This is a genomic window from Micromonospora sp. NPDC049257, assembly GCF_040678915.1.
GTDB lineage: Bacteria > Actinomycetota > Actinomycetes > Mycobacteriales > Micromonosporaceae > Micromonospora > Micromonospora antibiotica.
The window spans coordinates 42,601-68,146 of sequence record NZ_JBFAQU010000006.1 but is presented as its reverse complement, the minus strand read 5'-3'; the positions used below and the strand labels follow the sequence as shown (position 1 = coordinate 68,146).

General features: G+C 73.7%; 21 protein-coding genes and 1 pseudogene. 7 read left to right on the top strand and 15 right to left on the bottom strand.

Annotation, left to right across the window (positions count from 1 at the left end; all coding sequences use genetic code 11):
• The first annotated feature begins 19 nt into the window (after nt 1-19).
• The 5 genes from AB0K25_RS12090 to AB0K25_RS12070 are packed head-to-tail and all read left to right on the top strand — an operon-like array spanning nt 20 to nt 5,172.
• Complete coding sequence (locus tag AB0K25_RS12090) at nt 20-865, top strand: hypothetical protein (RefSeq protein WP_208570334.1); 846 nt, start codon at nt 20-22, stop codon at nt 863-865.
• Nucleotides 862-1,467 carry a DUF4129 domain-containing protein gene (locus tag AB0K25_RS12085; protein ID WP_363819982.1) on the top strand — a complete coding sequence of 202 codons (606 nt, stop codon included), beginning with the start codon at nt 862-864 and terminating at the stop codon, nt 1,465-1,467. The genes AB0K25_RS12090 and AB0K25_RS12085 overlap by 4 nt, the downstream gene beginning before the upstream one ends.
• Nucleotides 1,464-2,879, top strand: a complete 1,416-nt coding sequence (locus tag AB0K25_RS12080; protein WP_255597897.1) for a DUF4350 domain-containing protein — start codon at nt 1,464-1,466, stop codon at nt 2,877-2,879. The genes AB0K25_RS12085 and AB0K25_RS12080 overlap by 4 nt, the downstream gene beginning before the upstream one ends.
• Nucleotides 2,876-3,865 (top strand): MoxR family ATPase, encoded by a 990-nt coding sequence (locus AB0K25_RS12075; RefSeq protein WP_219467415.1) that lies wholly within the window; start codon nt 2,876-2,878, stop codon nt 3,863-3,865. The genes AB0K25_RS12080 and AB0K25_RS12075 overlap by 4 nt, the downstream gene beginning before the upstream one ends.
• A complete protein-coding gene (locus AB0K25_RS12070; protein WP_363819978.1) occupies nt 3,862-5,172 on the top strand; it encodes a DUF58 domain-containing protein in 1,311 nt (436 codons plus the stop codon). The genes AB0K25_RS12075 and AB0K25_RS12070 overlap by 4 nt, the downstream gene beginning before the upstream one ends.
• 16 nt (nt 5,173-5,188) lie before the next feature.
• Here the strand turns inward: AB0K25_RS12070 and AB0K25_RS12065 are convergent, their stop codons facing one another.
• Nucleotides 5,189-6,238 carry a stage II sporulation protein M gene (locus AB0K25_RS12065; protein ID WP_219467411.1) on the bottom strand — a complete coding sequence of 350 codons (1,050 nt, stop codon included), beginning with the start codon at nt 6,236-6,238 and terminating at the stop codon, nt 5,189-5,191.
• A gap of 41 nt (nt 6,239-6,279) precedes the next feature.
• Here AB0K25_RS12065 and AB0K25_RS12060 point away from each other — a divergent pair, with 41 nt between their 5' ends.
• Nucleotides 6,280-7,323: an RDD family protein gene (locus AB0K25_RS12060; protein ID WP_363819975.1), complete on the top strand. Its 1,044-nt coding sequence runs from the start codon at nt 6,280-6,282 to the stop codon at nt 7,321-7,323.
• On the opposite strand, the gene efeB is transcribed toward AB0K25_RS12060, so the two are convergent.
• The 3 genes from efeB to efeU are packed head-to-tail and all read right to left on the bottom strand — an operon-like array spanning nt 7,316 to nt 10,722.
• Nucleotides 7,316-8,617 carry an iron uptake transporter deferrochelatase/peroxidase subunit gene (gene efeB, locus AB0K25_RS12055; protein ID WP_219467409.1) on the bottom strand — a complete coding sequence of 434 codons (1,302 nt, stop codon included), beginning with the start codon at nt 8,615-8,617 and terminating at the stop codon, nt 7,316-7,318. The two genes, AB0K25_RS12060 and efeB, sit on opposite strands and share 8 nt — an antisense overlap.
• 49 nt (nt 8,618-8,666) lie before the next feature.
• On the bottom strand, nt 8,667-9,800 hold the full coding sequence (gene efeO / locus AB0K25_RS12050; protein ID WP_219467407.1) for an iron uptake system protein EfeO: 1,134 nt from the start codon (nt 9,798-9,800) through the stop codon (nt 8,667-8,669).
• A gap of 25 nt (nt 9,801-9,825) precedes the next feature.
• Nucleotides 9,826-10,722 (bottom strand): iron uptake transporter permease EfeU, encoded by an 897-nt coding sequence (efeU, locus tag AB0K25_RS12045; RefSeq protein ID WP_357534848.1) that lies wholly within the window; start codon nt 10,720-10,722, stop codon nt 9,826-9,828.
• A 300-nt stretch (nt 10,723-11,022) separates the two neighbouring features.
• Here efeU and AB0K25_RS12040 point away from each other — a divergent pair, with 300 nt between their 5' ends.
• Complete coding sequence (locus AB0K25_RS12040) at nt 11,023-11,193, top strand: hypothetical protein (protein WP_219467404.1); 171 nt, start codon at nt 11,023-11,025, stop codon at nt 11,191-11,193.
• 104 nt (nt 11,194-11,297) lie between these two features.
• Here the strand turns inward: AB0K25_RS12040 and ahcY are convergent, their stop codons facing one another.
• The 11 genes and pseudogenes from ahcY to AB0K25_RS11985 all read right to left on the bottom strand — a co-directional run bounded on the left by ahcY (nt 11,298) and on the right by AB0K25_RS11985 (nt 25,543).
• Nucleotides 11,298-12,785, bottom strand: a complete 1,488-nt coding sequence (gene ahcY / locus AB0K25_RS12035; protein ID WP_219467402.1) for an adenosylhomocysteinase — start codon at nt 12,783-12,785, stop codon at nt 11,298-11,300.
• Between the two features lie 309 nt (nt 12,786-13,094).
• Nucleotides 13,095-14,420, bottom strand: a complete 1,326-nt coding sequence (manA, locus tag AB0K25_RS12030) for a mannose-6-phosphate isomerase, class I (protein ID WP_363819970.1) — start codon at nt 14,418-14,420, stop codon at nt 13,095-13,097.
• Between the two features lie 2 nt (nt 14,421-14,422).
• Nucleotides 14,423-15,430, bottom strand: a complete 1,008-nt coding sequence (locus AB0K25_RS12025) for a cation diffusion facilitator family transporter (protein WP_219467397.1) — start codon at nt 15,428-15,430, stop codon at nt 14,423-14,425.
• Nucleotides 15,431-15,521: 91 nt separating this feature from the next.
• On the bottom strand, nt 15,522-16,718 hold the full coding sequence (locus AB0K25_RS12020; RefSeq protein WP_208570323.1) for an SIS domain-containing protein: 1,197 nt from the start codon (nt 16,716-16,718) through the stop codon (nt 15,522-15,524).
• Nucleotides 16,715-16,900, bottom strand: coding sequence for a Trm112 family protein (locus AB0K25_RS12015; RefSeq protein ID WP_088642951.1), 186 nt, complete (start codon nt 16,898-16,900; stop codon nt 16,715-16,717). The genes AB0K25_RS12020 and AB0K25_RS12015 overlap by 4 nt, the downstream gene beginning before the upstream one ends.
• Before the next feature lie 63 nt (nt 16,901-16,963).
• Nucleotides 16,964-18,346, bottom strand: a complete 1,383-nt coding sequence (locus AB0K25_RS12010) for a phosphomannomutase/phosphoglucomutase (RefSeq protein ID WP_208570322.1) — start codon at nt 18,344-18,346, stop codon at nt 16,964-16,966.
• Nucleotides 18,347-18,415: 69 nt separating this feature from the next.
• The gene (locus AB0K25_RS12005; protein ID WP_363819966.1) at nt 18,416-19,936 is read right to left on the bottom strand and encodes a hypothetical protein; all 1,521 of its coding nucleotides are present in this window, start codon (nt 19,934-19,936) and stop codon (nt 18,416-18,418) included.
• Between the two features lie 297 nt (nt 19,937-20,233).
• A pseudogene (nfi, locus tag AB0K25_RS12000) lies at nt 20,234-20,869 on the bottom strand (deoxyribonuclease V); the annotation flags it as partial.
• A 37-nt stretch (nt 20,870-20,906) separates the two neighbouring features.
• On the bottom strand, nt 20,907-21,104 hold the full coding sequence (locus AB0K25_RS11995; RefSeq protein WP_363819964.1) for a hypothetical protein: 198 nt from the start codon (nt 21,102-21,104) through the stop codon (nt 20,907-20,909).
• Between the two features lie 148 nt (nt 21,105-21,252).
• Nucleotides 21,253-21,543 (bottom strand): hypothetical protein, encoded by a 291-nt coding sequence (locus tag AB0K25_RS11990; protein ID WP_219467394.1) that lies wholly within the window; start codon nt 21,541-21,543, stop codon nt 21,253-21,255.
• Entirely contained in the window at nt 21,515-25,543 is a 4,029-nt protein-coding gene (locus AB0K25_RS11985) for a toxin glutamine deamidase domain-containing protein (RefSeq protein WP_363819961.1), read from the bottom strand. The genes AB0K25_RS11990 and AB0K25_RS11985 overlap by 29 nt, the downstream gene beginning before the upstream one ends.
• Nucleotides 25,544-25,546 lie beyond the last annotated feature (3 nt).

Sequence of the window (25,546 nt, the reverse complement as noted above, 5' to 3'; positions counted from 1 at the left end):
ACCATCCGCAGGAGTACGCGTGCCCGATGTCGGCCCGACCGCCGTGCTCCCCCGCCGTCCACTCACCGTCGGTGAACTGCTCGACTCCGCCGTGCTGCTGCTGCGGGCCCAGGGGCGGGTGCTGGTCCCCCTGGGCGTCCTGCTCGCCGCCGGTGAACAGGTGCTGTTGTACCCGCTGCGCCGGCTCGCCGACGCCGTACCCCCGGTGTGGTGGAGCGAGAGCGGGTCGTTTCCGCTCTGGTGGCAACTGCTCGCGGTGGGCGCCGCCGGTGAGGCGGTGATCGTCCTGCTGCTCGGCAACCCGGCCGCGCGGGCGGCCGGCGCGGCCCTGCTCGGCCGCCACACCGGCGTGGGGGACCTGCTCCGCCCGGCCGGAGCCCACTGGGGGGTCACCCTGCTGCTCGCCCCGGCGGTCGGCCTGCTGATGCTGGTCGCGGCGCTGCTCGGCCCGGCCTGGCTCGTCGGCTGGGGACTGCTCGGCTCGGTCGCCGCAGCCGTGGTGGTGGACCGGGTGCCCGGACCGTCAGCGGTGCCCCGGTCGGTCCGCGTCGCGCTGCGCGGTCGGGCCGCCGCCGTCCGGCTGCTCGGCTACCTCGGCTGGTGGGTGCTGCGGGTCGGTCTCGCCCTCGGTCTCTTCTTCGGCGTCGAGTCGCTGCACCTGGTCGACCTGGCCGACCCCGACGTGCGGGTCGTCGCCGCGATGCTCGCCTGGGCGGCGGTGAACAGCGTCGCCTACCCCGCGCTGGCCTGTCTCGACGCGGTGAACCACCTGGACACCCGGATGCGCGCCGAAGGGCTGGACATCCGGCTCGCCCGTACCCCCGCGGGGTCCGTCGCGGCCGGCCTGCCGGCGGTCGATCGGTGAGCCGGTGGTGGACGGAGGCCGTCGCCGCGCTCGGCGACGTGCTGCCGCTGCCGCTGGCCGCGCTGCTGCTGGTGCTGGTCGCCGGGCTGACCGCGCTCGCCTGGTACCACTTCCCGGCCTGGGTGCCCCGCCGACTGCCCCGCTGGCGGCTGCCCCGGCTCAGGCTGCCCCGCTGGCGGCTGCCCCGCTGGCGGCGACGGCAGCGGTCGGCCGACGACCCGCCCGGCGTCACCCTGCCCCGCCCCCGCACCGGAGACGACACCCCCGCCGCCGGCCCCGGGCGCTCCCTGGCCGACCGGCTGGCCGCCGAGGGCCGGTACGCCGAAGCCGTCCGGGAACGGCTGCGCGACATGATCCGCCGGCTGGTCGCCGTCGGTGCGGTCGCACCCCGACCCGGGATGACCGTCACCGAACTGACCGACGCGGCAGCCCACGCCCGTCCCCCGGTCGACCCGCCGTTGCGCGCCGCCGGAGCGATCTTCGCCGAGCTGTGGTACGCCCAACGCCCCGCCGCCGCCGGACACGACCAGCGGATGCGGGAACTCGCCGACGAGCTGGACCGGGCCCTCACCCACCCACGGCCGGACGGAGGGCCCCGGTGACCCGCCCCGCCACACCGACGGTCGACAGCCCGCCACCGGCCCCCGTCCGCCCGCCACCGGCCGGGCCGGTACGGCGGCGCCGCCGGCACCGGGTGATCGTGCCGCTGGCGTTGGCCGCCGCGCTGCTCGCCGGCACCGTCGGTGCCCACGCGCTGGACCAGCCCGACCCGACCGAACCCGGTTTCCTCTCCCCGGTCGCCACCGACGACGACGGTGGCAGCCGCCTCGCCGACGCGCTGCGCGCCCGGGGCGTCACCGTGGACCGGGAGACCGACCTGCTGCCCGCCCTGCTCGGCCTCGACCGTGGCCCGGCCACCCTCTTCGTGCCGGCGGCGGAACTGCTGCACCCCGACACCCTCGACACGCTGGGCGAGCTGCCGGCCGGCCGGCGACTGGTCCTCGTCGACCCGTCCCGCCGGGTGCTCGAATCCGCCGGCCTGCCGGTGGTGCCCACCGACCGCCGGTGGGCCGCCCGGGCCGTCGGACCCGACACCGACGGTCGGCCCTGTCCACTACCCGAGGCGAGCCGGGCCGGGGTGGCCGCCGCCCGGCTCCAGCGGTACGCCGCCGCGCCCGGTACCGCAGCCACCCTCGACCGCTGCTACGGCGACGGCCTGGTCCGGCTGCCCGGCCGGGCCGAGGTGGTGGTGATCGGTGCCAGCGACCCGTTCCGCAACGAACGGATCGCCGAACACGGCAACGAGACGCTCGGCACCGGCCTGCTCGGCGTCCACGGTCGGGTGGTCTGGTTGGACCTGGACGGGCCGGCACCGGCCCCCACGGTCGGCCGTCCCGACGGCACCGGCGAGCCCGCCTGGTCACCCGCCCCCGGCGGGTCCACCGGTTACGGCGACGGCACCGGCGAGCAGGGCCCGGGTGGCCCCGGACCCGCCACCGGCGGAGGCGACGGACGGGGTGACGCCCCCGACTCGGCCGGTCCGCCACCACCCGACGACCACCCGCTGCTGGACGCCTTCCCGCCCTGGTTCTGGGCGCTACTGCTCCAACTCGCCCTGGCCGCCCTGCTGACCGTGCTGTGGCGGGCCCGCCGGCTCGGCCCACCGGTCACCGAGCCGCTGCCGGTCGAGGTCCGCGCCGCCGAGACCGCCCTCGGCCGGGCCCGGCTCTACCAACGGGCCCGCGCCCGGGGCCCGGCCGCCGAGATCCTGCGCACCGCCACGCTGGGACGGTTGCGCGGCCGGCTCGACCTGCCCGCGACCCTCGCACCGGCGGAGTTGGCGGCCCGGGTGGCCGGGCCGGCCGGCGGCACCCCGGAGCAGATCCACGAGCTGCTCTTCGGCGCGGCGCCCGGGACCGACGCCGAACTGCTGGAGCTGGCCCGGTCGCTGGACCGGCTGACCCGTACCGTGGCGGCAGCGCCCGGCCGTCCGACCGAAGGAGACCCCCGGTGACCCGACCCGCCACCACCGCCGAGCCCACGGCCGGCCCGGACGACGCCCGGGCCGCCCTGCACCGGCTGCGCACCGAGGTGGCCAAGGCGGTCGTCGGCCAGGACGCCGTGGTCACCGGCCTGGTCATCGCCCTGCTCTGCCGGGGCCACGTCCTGCTGGAAGGCGTGCCCGGGGTGGCCAAGACGTTGCTGATCCGCACCGTCGCCACCGCCCTCGAGCTGGACTCCAAGCGGGTCCAGTTCACCCCCGACCTGATGCCCGGTGACGTCACCGGTTCGCTGATCTTCGACCCGCGTACCGCCGCGTTCACCTTCCGGGAGGGGCCGGTCTTCACCAACCTGCTGCTCGCCGACGAGATCAACCGGACGCCGCCGAAGACCCAGTCGGCGCTGCTGGAGGTGATGGAGGAGCGCCAGGTGTCCGTCGAGGGCGCCCGCCGGCCGCTGCCCGAGCCGTTCATCGTGGCCGCCACCCAGAACCCCGTCGAGTACGAGGGCACCTACCCGTTACCCGAGGCGCAGCTCGACCGGTTCCTGCTCAAGCTGACCGTGCCGCTGCCCAACCGGGACGAGGAGCTGGGGGTGCTGCGCGCCCACCACGCCGGCTTCGACCCCCGTGACCTCGGCGCGGCCGGCGTACGCCCGGTGGCCGGCGTCGCCGACCTGGCCGCCGCCCGGGAGGCGGTGGGCCGGGTGCACGTGGCCGAGCCGGTGCTCGGCTACATCGTGGACCTGTGCCGGGCCACCCGGACCGCCCCGGCGCTGGAGCTGGGTGCGTCGCCCCGGGGCGCCACCGGCCTGCTCAGCACCGCGAAGGCGTGGGCCTGGCTGGCCGGCCGGGACCACGTCACCCCCGACGACGTGAAGGCCACCGCCCGCCCGACGTTGCGGCACCGGCTGCGGTTGCGCCCCGAGGTGGAGTTGGAGGGGGTCGGGGTCGACATGGTGCTGGACACGGTGCTGGCCACCGTGCCGACCCCGCGATGACCTGGCGGGCGGCCGTGCTGCTGCTGGTGGGGGTGCCCACCCTGGCGTTCTGGCCGGACCCGGTGCGCGGGGTGGCCGTGATGACCGGCGCGGTGCTGCTGCTGACCGCCGTGGACTGGGCGCTCGCCGCCCCGCTGCACACGATCACCGTCGACCGTGAGGGTGACCGGGCCGTCCGGCTGGGCCGGTCCGCGACGGTCACCCTGCGCCTGACCAACACCTCCGGCCGTACGCTGCGTGCCCAGGTGCGCGACGGGTGGGTGCCGTCGGCGGGGGCCCGTCCGGACGTACCGCCGGACCGGGTGTCCCGGGTCGGACCGGGCGGGGTGCTGGTGCTGCCCAACCGGCTCACCCCCACCCGGCGCGGCGACCGGCCGGCGGTGACGGTGACGGTGCGCTCGCTCGGGCCGCTCGGGTTGGCGTCGCGGCAGCGGGCGGGCCGGCCGGCCACCCCCGGCTGGACGCTGCGGGTGCTGCCCCGGTTCGACTCCCGTCGGCACCTGCCGGAGAAGCTGTCCCGGCTGCGGGTCATCGACGGCACCCAGGTCGCCCGGGGGCGGGGCCAGGGCACCGAGTTCGACACCCTGCGCGAGTACGTGGTCGGCGACGACGTCCGGTCGATCGACTGGCGGGCCAGCGCCCGCCGCGCGGACGTGCTGGTCCGCACCTGGCGTCCGGAGCGCGACAGACGGCTGGTGTGTGTGCTGGACACCGGCCGTACCTCGGCGGTACGCGTCAGGGACGAGCCCCGGCTGGACACCGCCATCGACGCCGCGCTGCTGCTGACCGCGTTGGCCTCCCGGGCCGGCGACCGGGTCGACCTGCTCGCCGCCGACGCGCAGATCCGGACCACGGTCACCGGTGGCAGCCAGCCGGCCCTGCTCCACCGGTTGGTGAACGCGCTCGCGCCCCTGCACCCGGCGCTGGTGGAAACCGACTTCGACCTGATCGTCGCGGAGATCCTGCGCCGGCACCGGCGGCGCAGCCTGGTGGTGCTCCTCACCGCCCTGGAGGCGGGCGCGCTCGCCGAGGGGCTGCTGCCGGTGCTGCCCCGGCTGGCCGCCCGGCACCGGGTGATCGTGGCGGCCGCGCACGACCCGGTGCTCACCGCGTTGACCACCACCCCGCCGGTCCGCACCGGGGACGCCTACGCCGCCGCGGCCGGCTGGCGGGCGCTCGCCGAGCGGGACCGGGTCCGCGCCGCCCTCGGCCGGTACGGGGTGACCGTGGTGGACGCCCCGGCGGACCGCCTCGCCCCCGCCCTGGCCGACACCTACCTGCGCCTCAAGGCCCTCGGCCAGCTCTGACCCGGGTCCGGTCCGTTCACGGCACGGGTCGGTGCGGGCGGTGGGTGGGGTGCCAGGCGCGGGCCGGGTCCGTGGAGGGCCACAGTTCGGCCAGCCACGGGTCGGCACGCTCGGCCGGTACGCGCTCGACGGCGACCGCCCGGCGACCGAGCAGCACCACGTACGCCAGGAAGCCCAGCCACACCGTCGCACCGACGCCGACCCGAAGCGCCACCGGCACCGGCGACGGGGTGACGAACGCCTCCAACAGTGCGGAGACCGCGAAGAGCCCGACCAGACCCACCGCGACCAGGATCGCCGAGCGGCCAGCCTCGGCCACCGCCCGCCCCCGGCCCAGGTGCTCCGGTGGCGAGATCCATGCCCAGGCGGTCCGCAGCCCCACCCCGGCCGCGACGAAGACCCCGGTCAGCTCCAACAGCCCGTGCGGGGTGATCAGGCCGAAGAACACGTCGGCCCGGCCATAGGAGACCATCACCCCGCCCACCACCCCGACGTTCAGCGCGTTCTGCCACAGCAGGTAGAACACCGGGACGACGAGCACCCCCGAGGCGAGACACTGGGCGGCGATCCAGGCGTTGTGGGTCCACAGGTGGAAGGCGAACGTGGGCGCGGAGAACTCGGTGTAGTAGCCGGCGAAGCCGGAGTCGACCAGGTCGGCGGCGGCGTCGGGGCCGATGAACGCGGCGGCGGTGCCCGGGTTGCCCGCGACGTACCAGATGAGGAAGCCGCTGAGCAGGCTGAACCCGGTGGCCACCGCACACCACCACGGCCAGGCCCGGTAGACCGCACCGGGGAACCCGACGACCAGGAACCGCCCCAACGCCCCCCAGGACGGCCGTCGGCGGCCGGTGATCCGGGCCCGCGCCCGCAGCACCAGGTGGGACAACCGGCTGACCAGGGCCGGATCGGGTGCCCGGCTGCGCAGCGCCGACAGGTGGGTGGCGGTGCGCTGGTAGAGGACGATCATCTCGTCGATCTCGTCGACGTCGAGCCGACGCCGGTCGCAGAACAGCTCCAGCCGCCGCCACTCGTGGCTGTGCTCGGCGACGTACGCGTCGAGATCCACTGGTCCTCCCCCGTCCCGCGCCCATAGTGTTCACTGTCCGGGTGAGAGCGCAACCACCGGTGCCGACCCGCGTCGGCCCGGCGGACACCCCGACCCGCGTCGGCCCGGCGGACACCCCGGCCGGCGGACGCTGGGCGGACGCCGGGCTGATCAGCGGCGAGGCCGTCGAGCTGGACGTGCGGGCGGCCCGGCTCGGCTCCCGGGTCCTGGCGCTCCTGATCGACGTCGTCGGTCAACTGCTCTGCGCGGCGCTGCTGGCGCTGACGCTGACCCCGGTGGTGCTGATCCTGCTGCCCGACCCGGTGGTGGACCGGGCCTTCACCGGGGCGTTGGAGACGCTCGGCCTGGTGCTGGTGCTGGTCGGCTATCCGGTCGCCTGGGAACGCCTCAACCACGGCCGGACGCCCGGCAAGCTCGCGGTGGGCCTGCGGGTGGTCAGCGCCGACGGCGGCCCGGTGGAGCTGCGCCAGTCGCTGACCCGGGCGCTGGTGGGGGTGGCCGTGGAGTGGCCGGGGCTGGTGCTGCCGCTGCTGAGTTGGGTGGCCGGCGTCACCGTGATGCTGACCGATCCGCGCGGGCGACGGCTGGGCGACCTGGTCGCCGGCACCATGGTGGTGCACACCCGCACGACGCAGGGCTGGCGACCGGCCCCACGGATCATTCCGCCGCTGGCCGGCTGGGCGGCCACCCTGGACCTGACCAGGCTCGACGACGCGCTGGCCCTGGCGGTCCGGCAGTACCTGACCCGGGCCGGGCAGATCGTCGAGCCGTACCGGTCGAGGTTGGCCCGGGAGTTGTGGTGCGAGGTGGCGGCGGTGACCGCCCCGAAGTCACCGCCCGGCGTACCGGAGCCGTTGCTGCTGGCGGCGGTGCTGGCGGAACGGAACCGGCGCGGCACGCTGCGGCTACGCCGCAACCGGGCGCTCACCGCCACCCTCTGGCCCGACCTGCACCCGGCCACCCCCGCCGCCGTCGAACCGCCGGCCCCGGGCCCTGCCGCCGCCCCGGCCCCGGCCGGGGTGCGCCCGGCTGTGCCGGCACTGCGGTCGGCGTCGCCGGAGGATTCCGGGTCGCCGCTCAGCTGAACAGGGCGCGACCCCACCAGTCGGCGGCGTCCCGGACCCCGGGCGGGCAGGCGAACAGGCCGCTGGAGACGTGCCGCAGGTATTCGTTCATCGCGTCGTTGCGGGCCAGCTGGGTCTGGATCGGCACGAACTGCCGGCGCGGGTCCCGCTGGTAGGCCATGAAGAACAGCCCGGCGTCGAGCCGGCCCAGCCCGTCCGAGCCGTCGACGTAGTTGTAGCCCCGGCGCAGCAGCCGGGCACCGTTGTTCAGGGTGGGGTGGGCGAGGCGCACGTGCGAGTCGACGGCGATCACCGGCTGGCCGTCGTCGCCCTTCGCGGCGAAGTCCGGCTCGTCGAACTCGTCGCGGCGGCCCAGCGGCGCACCGCTGCCCTTGGTCCGGCCGACGATCTGCTCCTGCTCGGTCAGCGAACTGCGGTCCCAGGTCTCGATCTGCATCCGGATCTTGCGGGTGACCAGGTAGGACCCGCCGGTCATCCAGTCCGCGCCGTCCTCCGGCTGGGCCCAGAGCTGCTCACGCAGCAGCCCGGCGTCCTCGGCCTTGAGGTTGGCGGTGCCGTCCTTGAAGCCGAAGAGGTTACGCGGGGTCGCCTGGTCCCGCGACGTCGACGAGGTACGCCCGAAGCCGAGCTGCGACCAGCGGACGCTGACCACACCCATCCCGATCCGGGCCAGGTTACGGATGGCGTGCACCGCCACCTGCGGGTCGTTGGCGCACGCCTGCACGCACAGGTCGCCGCCGGAGATCTCCGGGCGCAACGCGTCCCCGGCGAAGTGCGGCAGGTCGGCCAGCGCGGCGGGGCGGCGGCCGGCGAGGCCGAACCGGTCCCGGCCCTGCGCGTCGCGGAACAGGGTCGCGCCGAAACCGACGGTCAGGGTGAGCTGCGACGGGGGCAGGCCCAGCGCCTCGCCGGTGTCGTCCGGCGGGGCCTCCGGGACACCGCCGACGGCACCGATCACCCCGGCGTCCTTTCCGCCGGTCATCCGAGCGGCGGCGGCCGTCCACTCCTGGAGCATCGCGACCAGCCGGTCCCGGTCCTTGGTGATCACGTCGAAGGCGACGAAGTGCAGCCGGTCCTGGGCCGGGGTGGTGATCCCGGCCTGGTGTTCACCGTGGAACGGCACCGCCCCGGCGGCCCCGTCGTAGGCGGCGGCCCGGTCGCCGTCGCGGGTCAACGCGCCCGCTCCGGCGGCCACCCCGGCCACCCCGGCGACCCCGACCCCGGCCAGGGTGATCGCCCGCCGTCGGGTCAGCCGGCGGCGACCCCGGCCGGTGGTGCTGCTCTGCTCGCTCATCGACTCTCCTGGGAGGGACCGGCCGTACGACGGCCGTGCTGACCCGTCGTCACCGGGCGACGGCGGCGGCGACCTTGCTGACCGGCTCGGCGAGGGCGTTGATGCTGTCCGACAACTCCTTGAGGTCGGTCTTGCTCAGCTGGGTGTGCAGCTTCCAGCCGTCGCCGTCGCGGTGCTTGCCGAGCGCCGCCTCCACGTTGGCGAACTCCTTGTCGAGCTGGGCGACCAGCTCGGGGGCGCGCTGCTCCAGCGCGGGTCGCAGCGCGGCGACGGCGGCCTTGGAGCCCTCCAGGTTGGCGTTGAAGTCCCAGAGGTCGGTGTGCGAGTACCGCTCCTCCTCGCCGGTGATCTTGCCGCTGGCCACCTCGTCGAGCAGGGCCTTGGCCCCGTTGGCGAGCTGGAGCGGGGTGAGCTTCTCGGCGTTGGCCCGGGCCACGATCTCCTTGACGTCGACCAGCAGCCGGTCGGCGATCGGGCCGTCCTTACTGATGTCGCCGGTGGTCCAGAGGTCCTTCTCGATCCGGTGGAAGCCGGTGAACTCCATGCCCTCCTCGATGACCTCCTCCCGACCGTCGATCTTGGGGTCGAGGTCGCCGAAGCTCTCCGCGACCGGCTCGATCCGCTCCCAGTAGGTGCGGGCCACCGGGTACAGCGCCTTGGCCTTCGGCACGTCGCCGGCCTTGACCGCGCCGACGAACTCCTCGGTCTTGGTGAGCAGGGCGGCGGTCTGGCTGGTCACGTACCGCTGGTAGCTGGCGGTGGCCTGGGTCAGCGCGGCGTCCGGGGCCACGGTCGCGGCGGTGCCGCTGACCTTCAGCGCGCCCCGGATGCCCCGGCCGCTCATCCCCGGCTTGCAGGCCGTCTCGTACGTGCCGGCGGGCAGTTCCACCCGCAACTCGCGGCTCAGCCCCGGGGCGATGTTCTCCACCTCGCCCATCACCCGGTCACCGGCGGCGTAGACGTAGAACTCGTTGACCTTGCTGCCGGAGTTGGTCACGGTGAAGGTCGCCTGACCGGCGTCCAACTCGGTGACGTCGACCTCGCACACGCTGTCGGTGGCCTTGACCTTGACCGTGTTGGCGGCCGTGCCATCCTGCTGCTCGTCCTTGCCGCCGCAGGCGGTGACACCGGTGACGGCAAGCGCGCCGACGGCGGCGAGCGCCAGGAAACGGGTGGTACGCATCGTTTGCTTGTCTCCTCGGGAAGGTTCAGGCTCGCCGCGACACGGCCGGCTGGGTGGTGGGGTTACCGTCGCCGGTGGGGGCCGGGTCGCCGGCCGGTGCGGGCTTCGCGGGGGCCGCCGGCCGCCGCAGGAACAACACCAGCACCGGTACGGCGTAGGCGACCCAGGCGACCATCTCCAGCACGCTCGGCGCGGCGGTGATGTTGAACATGCCGGCGAGCAGGGCGGCGTACCAGGTGTTGGGGTCGAGCACGCCGGTGATGTCGAAGGCCAGGTCGTTGAGGCCGGGGAGCACCCCGGCCTCCTGGAAGTCGTGCACGCCGTACTTGAGGATGCCGGCGGCGACCAGGATCAGCAGCGCGCCGGTCCAGGTGAAGAACGTCGACAGGTTGATCCGCAGGGCGCTGCGGTAGAGCAGGACGCCGATCCCGACGGCGGTGGCGATGCCGCCGATCAGCGCCAGCAGCGGTCCGGAGCCGGTGCCGCCGGTCGCGCTCTGCGCCGCCGAGTAGAAGATCAGGGCGGTCTCCAGGCCCTCCCGGACCACCGCGAGGAACGCCATCCCGGCCACCGCGAACGAGCCGACGGCCAACGCCTCGCTCAGTCTGCCGCGCAGCTCACCGGCGATCGTCCGGGCGGCCCGACGCATCCAGAAGATCATCCAGGTCACGAAGACGACGGCGGTGACCGAGGTGACCGCCTCGAACAGTTCCCGGTCCTCGGAGCGGGCCAGCAGTGAGGTCGAGGTGTACTCGATGAGCCAGCCGAACAGCACCGACAGGGCCACGGCGAGCCCGACACCGGCCCACACCTGGGGCAGCCGGTCGCGGCGCTGCGACTTGACCAGGAAGGCGACCAGGATGCTGACGACCAGCGTCGCCTCCAGGCCCTCCCGCAGGCCGATCAGGTACGTGGCGAACATCGGTACTCCGTGTCGTGGTCAGGCATGCCTCAGTTTACTTAGGGCAGCCATACCTTCCTCCTGATCCGGGGTCCCGTCAAGTCGTTCATGACAGGGTTCACCCTGGCCGGGATGGTCGGGCGGACCCGCTGGCCGGGGGGTGCCAGCCAGCCGCCCGACGTGGCAAAATCCGACGTACCCCAGGACAGGACGGCCCGTGCCCGACACGCCCCGCACCCCCACCCTCCGCCCCGCGTACGCCCCGCCACCGGTGAGTTCCGCCCCCGGCGCGCTTCGCCACCGCCAGCCGGGACGGCACCGGTGAGGGGCTTCGGCCCGTGGCTGGGCGTGCTCGCGCTGGTGATCGTCCTCAACGCACTCCGACTGCGCCCGCTGGCCCTGGTCGTGTCCCTCGCCTGGCTCGCCTGGTGCGTGTGGACCTGGGTCCGCCCGGCCCGCCGCGACAAGATCCGCTCTGCCGGGCGACGGTAGCGGCATCCACCGGCCACGACCCCGCCGGACCGCCCCACCGCGCCGCGAGACCCCCGGACGCGCGCAGGGCCGGCCGCTCGGCGGCCGGCCCTGCGCGGGTGTGCTCAGTAGCGGTAGTGCTCGGGCTTGAACGGGCCCTCCGGAGAGACGCCGAGGTAGGCGGCCTGCTCCTTCGTCAGCTCGGTCAGCCGGGCACCGAGCGCGCCCAGGTGCAGCCGGGCGACCTTCTCGTCCAGGTGCTTGGGGAGCACGTAGACGCCGATCGGGTACTCGTCGGTCTTGGTGAACAGCTCGATCTGGGCGATCGTCTGGTTGGCGAACGAGTTCGACATCACGAAGCTCGGGTGACCGGTGGCGTTGCCCAGGTTCAGCAGGCGGCCCTCGGAGAGCACGATGATGGCGTGGCCGTCGTCGAAGCGCCACACGTCGACCTGCGGCTTGATGTTCTCCCGGGTGACGTCGGAGCGCTTCATCAGGCCGGCCATGTCGATCTCGTTGTCGAAGTGGCCGATGTTGCCGACGATGGCCTGGTGCTTCATCCGGGCCATGTGCTCGTTGGTGATGACGTCGAAGCAGCCGGTCGCGGTGATGAAGATGTCGGCCTGCTCGACCACGTCCTCCAGGGTGGCGACCTGGTAGCCGTCCATCGCCGCCTGGAGGGCGCAGATCGGGTCGACCTCGGTCACCACGACCCGGGCGCCCTGGCCGCGCAGCGACTCGGCGCAGCCCTTGCCCACGTCGCCGTAGCCGAGCACGACGGCCATCTTGCCGCCGATCAGCACGTCGGTGGCCCGGTTGATGCCGTCGATCAGGGAGTGCCGGCAGCCGTACTTGTTGTCGAACTTGCTCTTGGTCACCGAGTCGTTGACGTTGATCGCCGGGAAGAGCAGGGTGCCGGCCCGGTGCATCTCGTAGAGCCGGTGCACGCCGGTGGTGGTCTCCTCGGTGACGCCCTTGATGCCGGCGGCGATCCGGGTCCAGCGCTGGTTGTCCTCCCCGAGGCTGCGGTGCAGCACCTGGAGGATGACCGCGTACTCCTCGGAGTCGGCGGACTCGACCGGCGGGACGACCCCGGCCTTCTCGAACTCGACGCCCTTGTGGACCAGCAGGGTGGCGTCACCGCCGTCGTCGAGGATCATGTTCGGGCCCTGCCCGTCCGGCCAGGCGAGCACCTGCTCGGTGCACCACCAGTACTCCTCCAGGCTCTCGCCCTTCCAGGCGTAGACCGGGACGCCACCCGGCGCCTCCGGGGTGCCCTCGGGGCCCACCACGATCGCCGCGGCGGCGTGGTCCTGGGTGGAGAAGATGTTGCAGGACGCCCACCGGACCTGCGCGCCGAGGGCGACCAGCGTCTCGATCAGGACGGCGGTCTGGATGGTCATGTGCAGCGAACCGGTGATCCGGGCGCCGGCGAGCGGCTGGGCGTCGGCGAATTCACGGCGGATCGCCATCAGGCCGGGCATCTCGTGCTCGGCGAGGCGGATCTCCTTGCGCCCGAACTCGGCGAGCGACAGATCCGCCACCTTGTAGTCGCCCTCGGCGAGGGTGGCCGGCCGGGCGTCGCTGGATGACGCCGGGAGGGTGCTGGTCATGAAGGCTCCTGTCGAACGATGGCTGCGCGACCATCCACCTTACGCTCGCCTTCTCGCGGCGCACGGCGGGCCGCCTCGGGACAGCACACGGGGCGGTCGGCACCGGACGAAACCTCCGCCCACCTGCCGGCCGCCCCGTGCATCCCCCCGGTTTGGTTTCCCCCGCGCGCCGCCGGACCTTCGTCGCGACAACGCTGCGTACACATATAGTTACACTGCGCCACGGCATAGTCAAGCAATTCGGGAAAGTCGGACTTGCGGCGTGCCGCGTCTGCCGCCAACTCTGCTGCGGAAAAGGGGTGAGATCGTTCAGATGCCGCAACTGGCGACGAACGCCGCGCCCGTACCGGAGACGACAAGTGCCGTCGCGGCGGCCGTGCCCACGGCGGCCTGCCCCGGACCGAGCATCACCGTGCCGACCCCGTCGTCCACCGCGACCTTGCCGCTGTGGCAGAACACCACCCGGGGGCCGGGCAACGGCAGCCGGACCTCCGGCCCGGACGCCTCCACCGTCACCCGGTGCAACGCGAAATCGTCCACCGGCACCGGCCACCGGACCACCCCGGACGCCACCGGACGGGCGGCGATCACCGGATCGTCCAGCACCTCGAAGCACAGCACCCGCAGCAACTCGTCGACGTCCACGTGCTTGGGGGTCAGCCCACCGCGTAACACGTTGTCACTGGCCGCCATGATCTCCACACCGCAGCCCCGCAGGTAGGCGTGCAGGTTGCCGGCCGGCATCCAGATCGCCTCCCCCGGCGTCAGCCGGACGTGGTGCAGCAGCAACGCCACCAGCACCCCCGGGTCGGCCGGGTAGCGGTCGGCCAACTCCCGGGCCAGGTCGGCGTCCGGCCCGGCCACGTCCGCCGTGCGCACCGCCCCGATCAGCCGGGCACGGTCCGCGTCCGGCCAGGTCAGCAGCGTCCGTACGGCCTCGCGCAGCCCCGCCGGACCGGCCCGCAACGCGGCCACCACCGGCGACAGCTCCGGTACGCCGAAACCGGCCAACGCCGTCGCCGACACCGCCGGGTCACGGAACCCGCAGAGCGCGTCGAACGGCGTCAACGCGACCAGCAACTCCGGCTTGTGGTAGGGATCGACGTAGTTACGCGGCCGCCCACCCCGACCCGCCCCGACGACGGTTCCGGCGTGGCCCGCCCCGGCAGCGGTTCCGGCGTGGCCCGCCCCGGTGCCACCGCCCACCCCTGCCCGCCCGGCCTCAGCCTGCCCTGCTTCAGCCTGCCCGGCCGGCGACCCGGCGCAAGCCTGCTCGGCCGCGTACCCGGCGCGGGCCTGCTCGGCCGCGTACCCGGCGCGGGCCTGCTCGGCGTCCGGGTGGGCCTGGAGACTCAACGGGGCCTCCGCCGCGAGCACCTTCAGCAGGAACGGCAGCCGGGCGCCGAACCGGCCGACCACCTGGTCGCCGAGCCAGTGATCCGGCTCGGCGACCAGCAGATCGGTCAGGCTCATCCGCTCGCCGCCCCGGTCGACCGTGGCCGGGCCGCCCGGGTGGGCGCCCAGCCACAACTCCGCCTCCGGGCCGGCGCTGGGCACCGGTCGCCCCTGCAACTCGGCGATCGCCGAGCGGGACCCCCAGGCGTAGTCGCGGATCGACCCGTAGAGCAGCTCCACGCTCAGCCCCCGGCCCGCCCGGCCACCTCACCCGACTCGCTCGGCGACGGCACGACGGCGGTCGGCGCGGCCGTGCCGGTGCCGGCCCGCTCGGCGGCCACGCTGTAGATGTCCGGTTCCAGGTAGATGACCCGGGCGATCGGCACGGCCGTACGGATCCGCGCCTCGACCGCGTTGATCCCCCGGGCGAGTTCCTCGGCGCTCTCCCAGGCCGGCACGCCGATCTTCGCGGCCACCATCAGCTCCTCCGGACCGAGGTAGAGCGTCTTCATGTGGATGATCCGCTCGACCTCGGGGCCGGCGGTGACGGCCCGCTCGATGGTCGCCAGGTCGGCCGGGTCGGCACCCTCACCGAGCAGCAGGCTCTTCGTCTCGATCGCCAGCACGATCGCGATGATCACCAGCAGTACGCCGATCATCGCGGTGCCCGCAGCGTCCCACATGCCGTTGCCGGTGATCAGCGTCAACCCCACACCGAACAGCGCGAGCACCAGACCGACCAGCGCGCCGAAGTCCTCCAGCAGCACCACCGGCAGCTCCGGCGCCTTGGCCCGACGGATGAAGTTCACCCAGGACTGGCTGCCCCGGGTGTGGTTCGACTCCTTGATCGCGGTACGGAAGGAGAAGCCCTCCATCACGATGGCCGCCAACAGGACCGTCACCGGCACCCACTGCCACGCGGTGATCGGGTGCGGGTCGGCCGCCTTGTGCCACGCCTCGTAGAGCGCGAAGAGGCCACCGAGGCTGAACAGCACGATCGACACGATGAACGCGTAGATGTAGCGCTCCCGGCCGTACCCGAAGGGGTGCTCCGGGGTGGCCGCCCGTTTGGCCCGCTTACCGCCCAGCAGCAGCAGCGCCTGGTTGCCCGAGTCCGCCACCGAGTGGATCGACTCGGCCAGCATCGACGACGAGCTGGTCAGCAGGAACGCGATGAACTTGGTGATCGCGATGCCGACGTTAGCCAGCAGGGCGGCGATGATCGCCTTGGTCCCACCGTTCGCGCTCACGCTGTCGCTCCGCTCCGCGACGCGGCGACGTGAGACGCCGCGCTACCCGGTCCGACGGCCCGCTCGCCCACAGCGCGGTCCCTGCATGCGTTCACTGGTTCGACAGCTCCTTCATCTCGGTGACGGCCGGTACGGCCATCGGGTCCAGCCCATGGGCCAGGGCCAGATAGATCGACGCGAAGTCGGGCACCGCGACGAGGGAGGCGAGCCGTTCCAGCGCGGAACCACCCTCGGCGGTGACCACGTCGCAACGCACGCCCCGCCGCTCGGCGAGGGTCTGCACCGCGTCGGCGCGGCGCTCCTCGACGGCGAGCGGTTCATCGGTGTCGTCGTCGGCGTTGAGCCCGCCGTCACGCAGCAACACCAGCCGCAACCGGGTCGGGTCGGGCTCGGCCTCGTCCGCGTCGGCGAAGATGTCCCGGGTCGACTCCACCAGGCCGCCGAAGACGCCGTCGAGCAGGCCGACCCGGCCCCGGCCGGCCTCGCCCAGCGCCCCGGCGACCACCGGGTAACGGGCGTTGGCCGACAGCGTGTCGCCGAACCGGCGGGCCGCCACGGTCGCCAGCGGGGACGACCCCCAGACGATCGGAATCGACCCGGCCAGCCCGAGGGCCAGCGACTTCGCCGGGTTGACGAAGGACTCGGCGGTCGACCGGCACCGGTCGGCGTCGGCGTCCAGCCGGGCCGCCGTCTCGGCCAGATCCGCCTCGTTGACCTTCACCAGGCCGAGCGTACGGGCGGCGAGCAGGACCGGCACGGTGAGCGCCCAGAGGCTGGCGCGGGCCGGGGCTCGGCGGGGCACCGGGATGAACGGGGCACGGGCCCGCTCGGCCACCGACTGCAACTGCGAGTCGGGGGCGCCGACCGCGACCAACCGGGCACCCCGGCGGTGCGCGGCCTCGGCGGCACCCAGCGCCTCCGGGCTGCGACCCGACGCGCTGACCGCGATCACCACGTCGGCCGCGCCGACCCAGCCGGGCACCCCGGCGCTGCGGTGCGGGATGACGGGCACCGGGCAGCGCGGCCCGGCGACCGTGGCGAGCACGTCCCCGGTACGCCCGGCGGTGCCGATGCCCGCGATGACGACCGCCCGGGGGCGGCCCTCGTCCTCCAGCAGCGCCAGGTTGGCCTCGGCGGCCAGCGCGGCGGACTCCCGCACCTGGGCCCCGGCGGAGGCGGTGAAGCGCAACATTCCACCCGGGTCGTGGCTGGCGACCGCCTCCGGGTCGTCCAGCATCGATTCGTCGGCCACCCGCCGGCCACTCACGCCGGCCGTCCCCTCCATCACCGCTGCGCCTCCGGCCCACCGCGTGCCTCGTCCAGCAGCAACACCGGCACGTCGTCGCGCACCTCGAAGATGCGACCGCACTGCGTGCAGGTGAGGGTCTGGGCCTGAGCGTCGTAGTCCAGCGGTGCGTGGTGTGTGTCCGGGCAGGCGAGGATTTCGAGCAACTGCGGGTCCAGGGCCACGGCGCGGCTCCTTCCACGTGTGTGGTCTGTGCCGGTCGACGGTGCCGACCGGCGCGAGGGATCTTATCGGCGAACCCGCTCCAGCACCTCGTCACGCAGCGAGGTCATCCGCTCCTGGGTCGGGCCCTCCACGTTGAGCCGCAGCAGCGGCTCGGTGTTGGACGCGCGCAGGTTGAACCACGCGCCGTCGGGGAACCGCAGGGTGAGCCCGTCCAACTCGTCCGCCTCCGCCTGCGGGTAGGCGGCCCGCACCTCCGCCACCCGGGCGGCCTGGTCGGTCACCGTGGAGTTGATCTCGCCGGAGGCGACGTACCGTTCGTAGACGCTGGCCAGCAGGGACAGCGGCTGGGACTGCTCGCCCAATGCGGCCAGGGTGTGCATGGCCGCGAGCATCCCGGTGTCGGCGAACCAGAAATCCCGGAAGTAGTAGTGCGCCGAGTGCTCGCCCCCGAAGATCGCGTTGGTGCGTGCCATCTCGGCCTTGATGAAGGAGTGGCCGACCCGGGCCACCACCGGCACCCCCCCGTGTTCCTGGATGATCTCCGGGACCGCGCGGGAGGTGATCAGGTTGTGGATCACCGTGGAGCCGGGGTGTTTGGCCAGCTCGCGGGCGGCGACCAGGGCGGTGATCGCCGACGGGGAGACCGGTTCGCCCCGCTCGTCGATGACGAAGCAGCGGTCGGCGTCACCGTCGAAGGCCAGGCCCAGGTCGGCGGAGTGGGTCACCACCGCCCGCTGCAGGTCGACCAGGTTCTTCGGGTCGAGCGGGTTGGCCTCGTGGTTGGGGAAGGTGCCGTCCAGCTCGAAGTAGAGCGGGACGATCTCCAACGGCAGGGCCGGCAGCGCCGCGTCGCCGAGCACACTCGGCACCGTGTAGCCACCCATCCCGTTGCCCGCGTCCACCACCACCTTGAGCGGGCGGATGGTCGACAGGTCCACCAACTTGCGCAGGTGGGCCGCATAGTCGGGGAGCAGGTCACGCCGGTCGACGGGGGCCGTCGGCGCGGCGGTGGGGCGGGTGCCGGAGTCCAGCAGCGCCTGGGCCCGGACCCGGATGTCGGCCAGGCCGCTGTCCTGGCCGATCGGGCGGGCACCGGAGCGGCACATCTTGATGCCGTTGTACTGCGCCGGGTTGTGGCTGGCGGTGAACATCGCCCCGGGCAGGCCCAGCGCGCCCGAAGCGTAGTAGAGCATGTCGGTGGAGGCCAGCCCCAGCTCGATCACGGCCCGCCCCTCGGCCCGGACCCCGGTGGCGAAGGCGGCGGCCAGCCCCGGGCCGGTGGCCCGCATGTCGTGCGCGACCAGCACGGCGTCGCCCGGCTCACCGGAGGAGTTGAGCACCTGGGTGAGGGCGGACCCCAGCGCCTCGGCCGCCCGCTCGTCCCACTGGTCGGGCACCGTCCCACGGACGTCGTACGCCTTCACGATCTGGGACAGGTCAGACACCGGTTTCAGCTCCTCGACAGGGGTCGTCAACGACCCTGAGCGTATCGGAGCGGTGGCGTCCGTCCCGTGCTAGCCGGGGAGCTGGGGCATGATCGTTGTCGACCCACCGCCGGCGGTGGGCGTCGGAGCGGACCGCCCCTGGTCGGGCGGGACGGAGACGGGCCGCGCCGGGGCCGGCGGAACAGCGGCCGACGGGGCCGGCGGGGCGGCAGCCGACGGGGCCGGCGGGGCGGCAGCCGACGGGGCCGGCGGGGCGGCAGCCGACGGGCCTGCGGTGGAGCCGTCCGGAGCCGGCGGCACGGGGACACCCGGAGCCGGAACAGGCGGGACCGAGACGGGCGGAGCCGAGACCGACGGAGCCGAGACAGCCGAAGCCGAGACGGGCGGAGCCGGAACAGGCGGGACCGAGACGGCCTGGGCCGAGACGGGCGGGGCAGGCGGAGCGGCGACCGGCTGGACGGGGACGGCCCGGGCCGACACCGATGGGGCAGCCGAGGGTGGGGCGGAAGCGGGGTGGTCCGGGGCGGAGGCCGGGCGGGCACCGTACACCCCGCCGGCCGGGCGCGGGGCGGGGGCGGGTGTCACCGCCGGGTAGGTGCCGGGTGCCCCGTACAGGCTGCCGGGGCGGGCCGGCGCGGACGGCTGGGGCTGCGGCTGCCCGTACACCTGGCCACCGGCGGGCGGCTGCTGGCCCCCGTACACCTGGCCGGCGGGTGGCGGGGGCGGACCCGGCACCGCGACCCCGGAGCGGTAGGTGGTCGGACCCGGGTTGCGGGGCTGCGGGACGGCCGGGAAGTCAGCCGGGCCGGCGGCCGGGGCGTGGTCGGCACCGGCCGCCCTGGCGCGGGCCCGATCGGCCCGGGACCGGAAGATCAACAGGGCGATGAGCCCGGCACCCAGGACCACCAGGGCGATACCGGCGTACATGATCATGGATCCTCCGGAGGTCTCTGCGGCGGCGGCCCGACCGGCGGGCGAGGCGGCGAGCACGGCCTGGGTGGCCACCGGCTCCGTCGCGGGCACGGGGGTGGACGCGACGGGGGTGGGCGTGGGCTTCCTGGTCGGGGTGGGACTCGGGGTCGGGGTACCGGCAGCCCTCCCGCCGACCCTGGACGTGTCGGTGCCCCGGCCGATCAGCCGGCCGACCGCCGTGGTCGCCTCACCGACCACGGCCAACCGACCCGCCGGTGCCCCGGCCAGGAACGCCACCCGGTAGCGGACGGTGCTGCTCTTCCCCCTGCACAACGGTGGAGCCGCCGACGAGGTACGGGAGACCCGCACCACGCCACCGTCTCCGGAAACGGGCACGCTGGACCAGCGGCCCCCGGTCTGCACCTCTACCCGCACCTGGTCCGCGCCAACCCCGGTGAGGCTCAGCCCCAGCGCGGTGCGCAGCGACACGCATCCGGCGCTACGTTTACGCACCTCGATCGAGACCGCGCCCGGGGAACCACCGGCGGAGAAGGCACCCGAGGCCCGGACCCGCACCCGGTCCGAGTCCGCATACGCGGGGAGCGCGCCGACCGCCACCAGGCCACCGAGCAGCGCACCGACGGCCACCACCCGCGTCGCCTGCCGACACACGGACATCTCCCCTCCCCTCCCGCCCCGGCGGGGCCGCGGGTCAGGTTACAACCCGGTCAGCGACCCACCCGGTGACAGAGCGTCCCGCATGTGGGCCGTATTACTCGTTCCCGGGGCGGGCGGCACCGGGCCCTTCGGCGGCAGGGCTCAGGATGGGCGGGCCGGCGCCGGCCGCCCACCCCGCCGACGCACGGCTGCGTTCGGCGACCCGCCACCCGTGCCGGCCGGCGCCGTGGCCGCCGGCTCGACACCGGCCGGCTCACTGCCCACGAACTCCTCCCCGACCAGCCCCGTCGCGGCGGCGAGGGTGTCACGGCAGAGCCGGTCGGCGGTCCGGGTGGTCTCCGGCAGCCGGTACCGGGGAGTCAACGCGAGCACCTGGTCGACCGCGTTGTCCAGGCTCATCCGGTGCCCGACGCTGACGAACACCGGCTTCACCCCGTCCCGGGTACGCAGCACCCGGCCGACGACCGCACCGGCATCGACCAGCGGGGCGGCGTCCCCCCGGCGCGGACCCGGCCCGGTCCACCCGCCCACCAGCGGGGTCTTACCCACCCCGATCGCCGGCAGCCCGGTCACCACGCCCAGATGACAGGCCAACCCGAAGCGACGCGGGTGGGCCAACCCGTGCCCGTCACAGACCAGCAGCTCCGGGCGGGTCGTCAACCGGTCCAGGGCGGCCAGCAACGCCGGCAGCTCCCGGAAGGCGAACAGCCCCGGCACGTACCCGAAGGCGGGCCGGCCGACGTGGACCGCCCGGTCCACCACCTCCAGGGTCGTGGCGTCGAGCACGGTCACGGCTGCGGCGAGCAGGTCACCACTCTCGGCGTACGCCACGTCCAGGCCGGCCACCGTCGCAGGCCGGCATGGCCCCGGCCCGATCAGGTCCGCCTGGGGCCGCAACCGGTCCTGTACGGCCACCGCCTCGGCGACCGTCAGCTCGGTGCTGCGGTGCTGCTCGGGCCGCCGAGCCGACTCAGCTCGGCTCACCGTCGCGCCCGCCCTCTTCCTTCTTGTTGCCGAAGGCCCCGAAGGCGATCGCGAAGATGGTGCCGATGGAGATCCCGAACACCACACCGACGGCGTCCTCGAACATGGTCCACCCGATGACGATGCCGATGAGCAGGCCCGACACCCAGGCGGTGAGCTGGCGCTTGTTGGCGGAGGGGTACATCACCTCATCCTATTCAGCTACCGCAAAGCACCCGTTTCACCGGAGGCTGCCGGCGGCGTCCCGCCTTCAGGCAGGCTGCTTCTACGAGGCGTCAGACCCATCCACCCTCACCGCTCCATACCCGCCGGGCAGTGCGGCTTGGCGGGATCTACTCGCCTGCCGCCTGCTCGAAAATGCCTTCGATGGTTTCGGCGTCCGGGAGGAGCTGTCCTCCCGTCACTGCCAACGCGACCTGATCGGCAGCAGCCCGGTCGACCTCGCGGTAACGGTCGAGATTTCGATAGTCGTCAAGAAATCGGGTAACGAGCCCAGGGTTGTACACCCATGAGCGGCGGCGGTGGTCCCACATCAGGGCATGCCCCCGGGCCGGGTCGATCACGAACACACCTGCCGGCTCAGCCGTCTGGGCGTTACGGGACAGAACGTAGTAGGTCAACACTCTGACGCTCCATGTGATGTTCCAGTTCGGGAGATACGGGGAAGTCCTGCGCCGTCAGCCCGAACTGCGCAGCGACACCCGCAAAGTCTCGCCCATCAGTTCGGAGCGCCTCGATGTAGGACCACCAGACGCCCCTGTTGAGGTGTATCCACTTCGCAAAGGTGGCATCCTTCGCAGCGAAGAACTCCGCAAGCTGGGTGGGCACTTCGGCGGGCATTCCGTGGCGACGGTTGATCGACAACATCTCCAAGAATGCTTCGACCCGTTGTGCCGGCGACTGGGTCGTGCGACGCAGCACCTCGTACGCGCGGTGTGTCGCCAACCACGCGGCGCGGGAAGCTTGGCTGTGCACCTGCAACTCGAAGAGCTGCCCCTGCGGGGAGCGGACGGTGCAGTTGAAGCCGTAGAACCGATTGCCGGACCGCCAGAAGTTCTTACAGGAGCGCTCGTCAACCGTGAATCCGGCACGACTCAACTCCGCCACGGTCCCATGCACCGCCTGCTCGTAAGACACTACCTGTGACACTACGAAACAGAATCTGAGAACGTCGTTGACCTCACCGCTGAATTCCTCCACCGAGACGCCGACTGCACGTGCCTCGTCGAGGAACTTACGGGCCAGAGACAGCGGACTCTTCAACCGGAACTCCTGGTCACGCAGTTCGACCGCACCATCTGATCCCAGTGCCCTGCCTACCCGGGAGAGCGCGCTCTCCACATCGTCGGCCACCACCGCCGCCTGCTCATGAAGCCTGTCAAGCACCCTACGCTCATGCGCGGAGAGTTCGGCGAACACGTCCGCCGGCTGTACGCCCTGACCACTCGTTTCCGACGCGTCATCTTGGGCGTCCGCCGTGCGGTCCGAGCCACCGGGCCCGTCGAGCAGGTGCAGGCGGTTGAGGTACGGGTCGCCGTACCCCTGCTCGTCGTCGGGTGCCGGCGGGTGCTCGGGCAGGTCGGGCAGGGCGCTGAACCGCCCCCGCGCCAACCCGGCCAACGGCATCGGGTGGCCGTCTCCGCCGAGGATCAGCGCGTCGATACCAACGACGTTGTCGGGGTGCCGCCGGCCGGCGTGGGCGTAGAGGGGGCGCTCGTGGACCGTTCCCGCCTGCGGGTCGAGATAGAGCACCGTCCCGTTCTGGTTGAGCGCCACCCAGGCGTGCGAGCCGCCGTTCTCCCACTCGGTGATCAGGAAGGCGTAGCTGCCGTGACCTCCCAGGACCAGTTGGTCGTGCAGGTTGCGGTAGCCCCGTTCGACGGACTGGCGCAGGTCTGCCGGCCCCGGCGGGACACCGTCGGCGACGGCGAACAGCTTCTGGAACCGTCCGCCGGTGATCTCCTCGACCCGGCCGGGTCCGCCGGCCTCACCGTTGACCGGACGCCGGATGTCGCCTTGCAGGTAGCCGTCGAAGGTACGGGGCGCGGCCACCCTGGGTCGACCGTGCACCCACGTCTCAAACAGGGACAGGGTGCAGTCCAGGCAGTTGATGCCCCGGGTCGGGTCGGCCTGCGGGCCACCGTCGTTGGCCAGCGCGAACCACCCGCCCTGCCGGGGATCGGGGGTACGCACCACGCTGCCGTCCGGCTGCCGGGGCATCTGCCGTTCGAGGTCGGTCTGGTGCAAGGCCAGCGGTGGCCGCAACCCACCGAACTGCCCGTACCGGCGGGAGCGGTCGATGGGCGGCGGATCGTCGTCGCCGGTGAGCGCCGACCTGTCGCCCGTCTCGACCCCACCGGTGGCCAACTCGGCCACGTCGTCGTTGATGCGGGAGAAGTCAGCAGAGTCAGCTACGAACACCACATCCGGGACCACCCGACCTGAGCGGATCTCTTCCGCGAGGTCACGGTGGCGGTTGGCGTCATGCTCTGCCTGACGGGCAATTCCCCGGAGCCAGTTGGCCAGGGTCGACCGGCCCTCACGGTGGAGTTCGAACGCCTGGCGGGCAGCACGTCTGGCCACCGTCTCGCGCCTGCGGGCTGCTTCTCCCTGACGGGACGCCGCGTCGGTGCGTCGCCGATCCTCGAACCAGTGTCGCTGTGCCTCGAAGTAACCCTGATAGCGGCGACGGTCGAGCGCCTCCCGTTCGGCTGCCCATTTCGCGGCGTACCACCGGGGAGTTCTCGGGCGCGGTGGCTCGTCGTCCGGATCTGGTGTCGGAGGGGTCGGGTCGGTGGCCGGCGGGTCCACGGGCCCGGGGGCCAGTGCCTCCAGGAGCGGGAAACGTCTGTCGCCCTGCCGCCGGCCATCACGGTCGGCTACGCCGGGCGGCCTCTCCCGGGCAGCCTGCGGAGTGTCCGGTGCGCTGCCGTGGGTCGGGAGCCCAGGCGTCGGTGCCGGCCCCACCGACCCACCGGGTGCCGGCCCCAGCGGAACGCCGGCTGTGGAAGCGGCCGACGTCGTGCGTCCAGGAGAGGGGTCTGCGGTAGGTGACGCCGCAGCGGTTGCCGTCGGTGCTCCGCCCGCTGTCGTCACGCTGGCGGGCGGGTTGCCCTGCCCGGAGTCGGGCCCGGGTGGCACGGTGACCGCCGCGTTCGTCGGCGCCACCTCAGCGGCTCGACCTGCCGTCAGCGGGGAGGTCACCTGATCGGCAGCGACCGAGGACAGGGTGGGGCTGGACGGCGTCGACTCGGCCACGATCGACGCCGGAGCCGCGCCCGTGACGTGGTCGATCTCGGGTGCTGGTCGGGCCAGGGCCATCACTGCGCCCGCTCCCGCCTTCCCGTCCACCGGCCCGACGGCAGCGGCGGCCCGGCTGGGATCGGGCGGCACCTGCGGATCGCGGGGCGACGGCGTCTCGACGGCAGCGCCTGAGCCGTCACCGGCCACGACGGTGGGGCCGAAGGATGTCCCCGGTCCCGGCACGGAAGCGTCGGCGGCCGGCCGCGCAGGAGCATCGCCGGCCGGGGATGCCTGGTCGGTACCGGCCGGCACCGGTGACGGTGGGACGGGGAAGGCCGCCGGCACCTGGGTGGCGTCGGCCAACGAGTGCAGCCGGCCATCGAGGCGGGCGTGCAGCGCGGCGTCCGCCTGCGCGGTCGCCGAACCGCCGACCCCGGAGACGGCCGCCCGAGCCGCGTCCTCCGGCGACAACGCTCCCTGGCCGGTGGCCAGCCCCGCCGCGCCCTCCGCGAGCACCTCACCGGTCATCTCCCGGCCCAGGTGCTCACCGACCCGGGCCCCCCGCCCGGTGGCGTGCCGCCCCAGCCCGGCCAGTGGTGCGACCGCACCACCGGCCAGCCCACCGAGCGCCGACGCACCGAGATCGGCGAGGTCGAGGCCGTGCCGGCGACCGGTGGAGTTCTGGTACGCCTGCGTCGCGAGGTTGACGCCGCCCTCCTGTCCCGCCTCGAACAGGCCCCCCTTGACCGCCCGCTTGCCGAGCCCACGGATCCCGTCCCGGGCCACTTCTTTGGCGGCCCGCTCGCCCGCCTCCTTGAGGCCCTGTCGGAGCGCCTTCTTGGCCAGTTGCGCCATCAGCCGGCGGAAAATCTGCTGGATTACCAGCCGACTGGCGGTGACCGCCGCGCCGGCCGCCGGTGAGGCGGCCCCGGCGGTGAGTGCGGCGGCGACGGCGAGCGCGAGCAGCTCCACGACCAGGATGCCGAGTTCGATCCACACCTCGAGCTTGGCGGCCTCGATGTCGCAGCCGCACTCCTCGACCAGGCGGCCCAGGTCGGTACTGACCGCGAGCAGCACCGACAATGGAGCCTCGTCGCCGTCGGCGAGCCGTCGCCAGGCCGCCTCGAACGCCTCCGGGACCGCGCCGGTCCCGCCGTAGCCGCCGCGTACCTCGGTGGCGGCGGCGATCGCGTCGGCACGAGGGCCGGCCAGCGCGCCCGCCACGGCGTACCACTGGTCGGCGAGATCCCAGACGGCGCGTTCGTTTCCCTCCGGCCACTCCACGCCGACCACCCAGTCGAGCGCCTCGTAGGCCCAGCCCGGCAGGTCCCAGGGGCTGTAGTCGAGGGGGTGCGGGATCGGGCTCGGCAGCACGGTCACGGC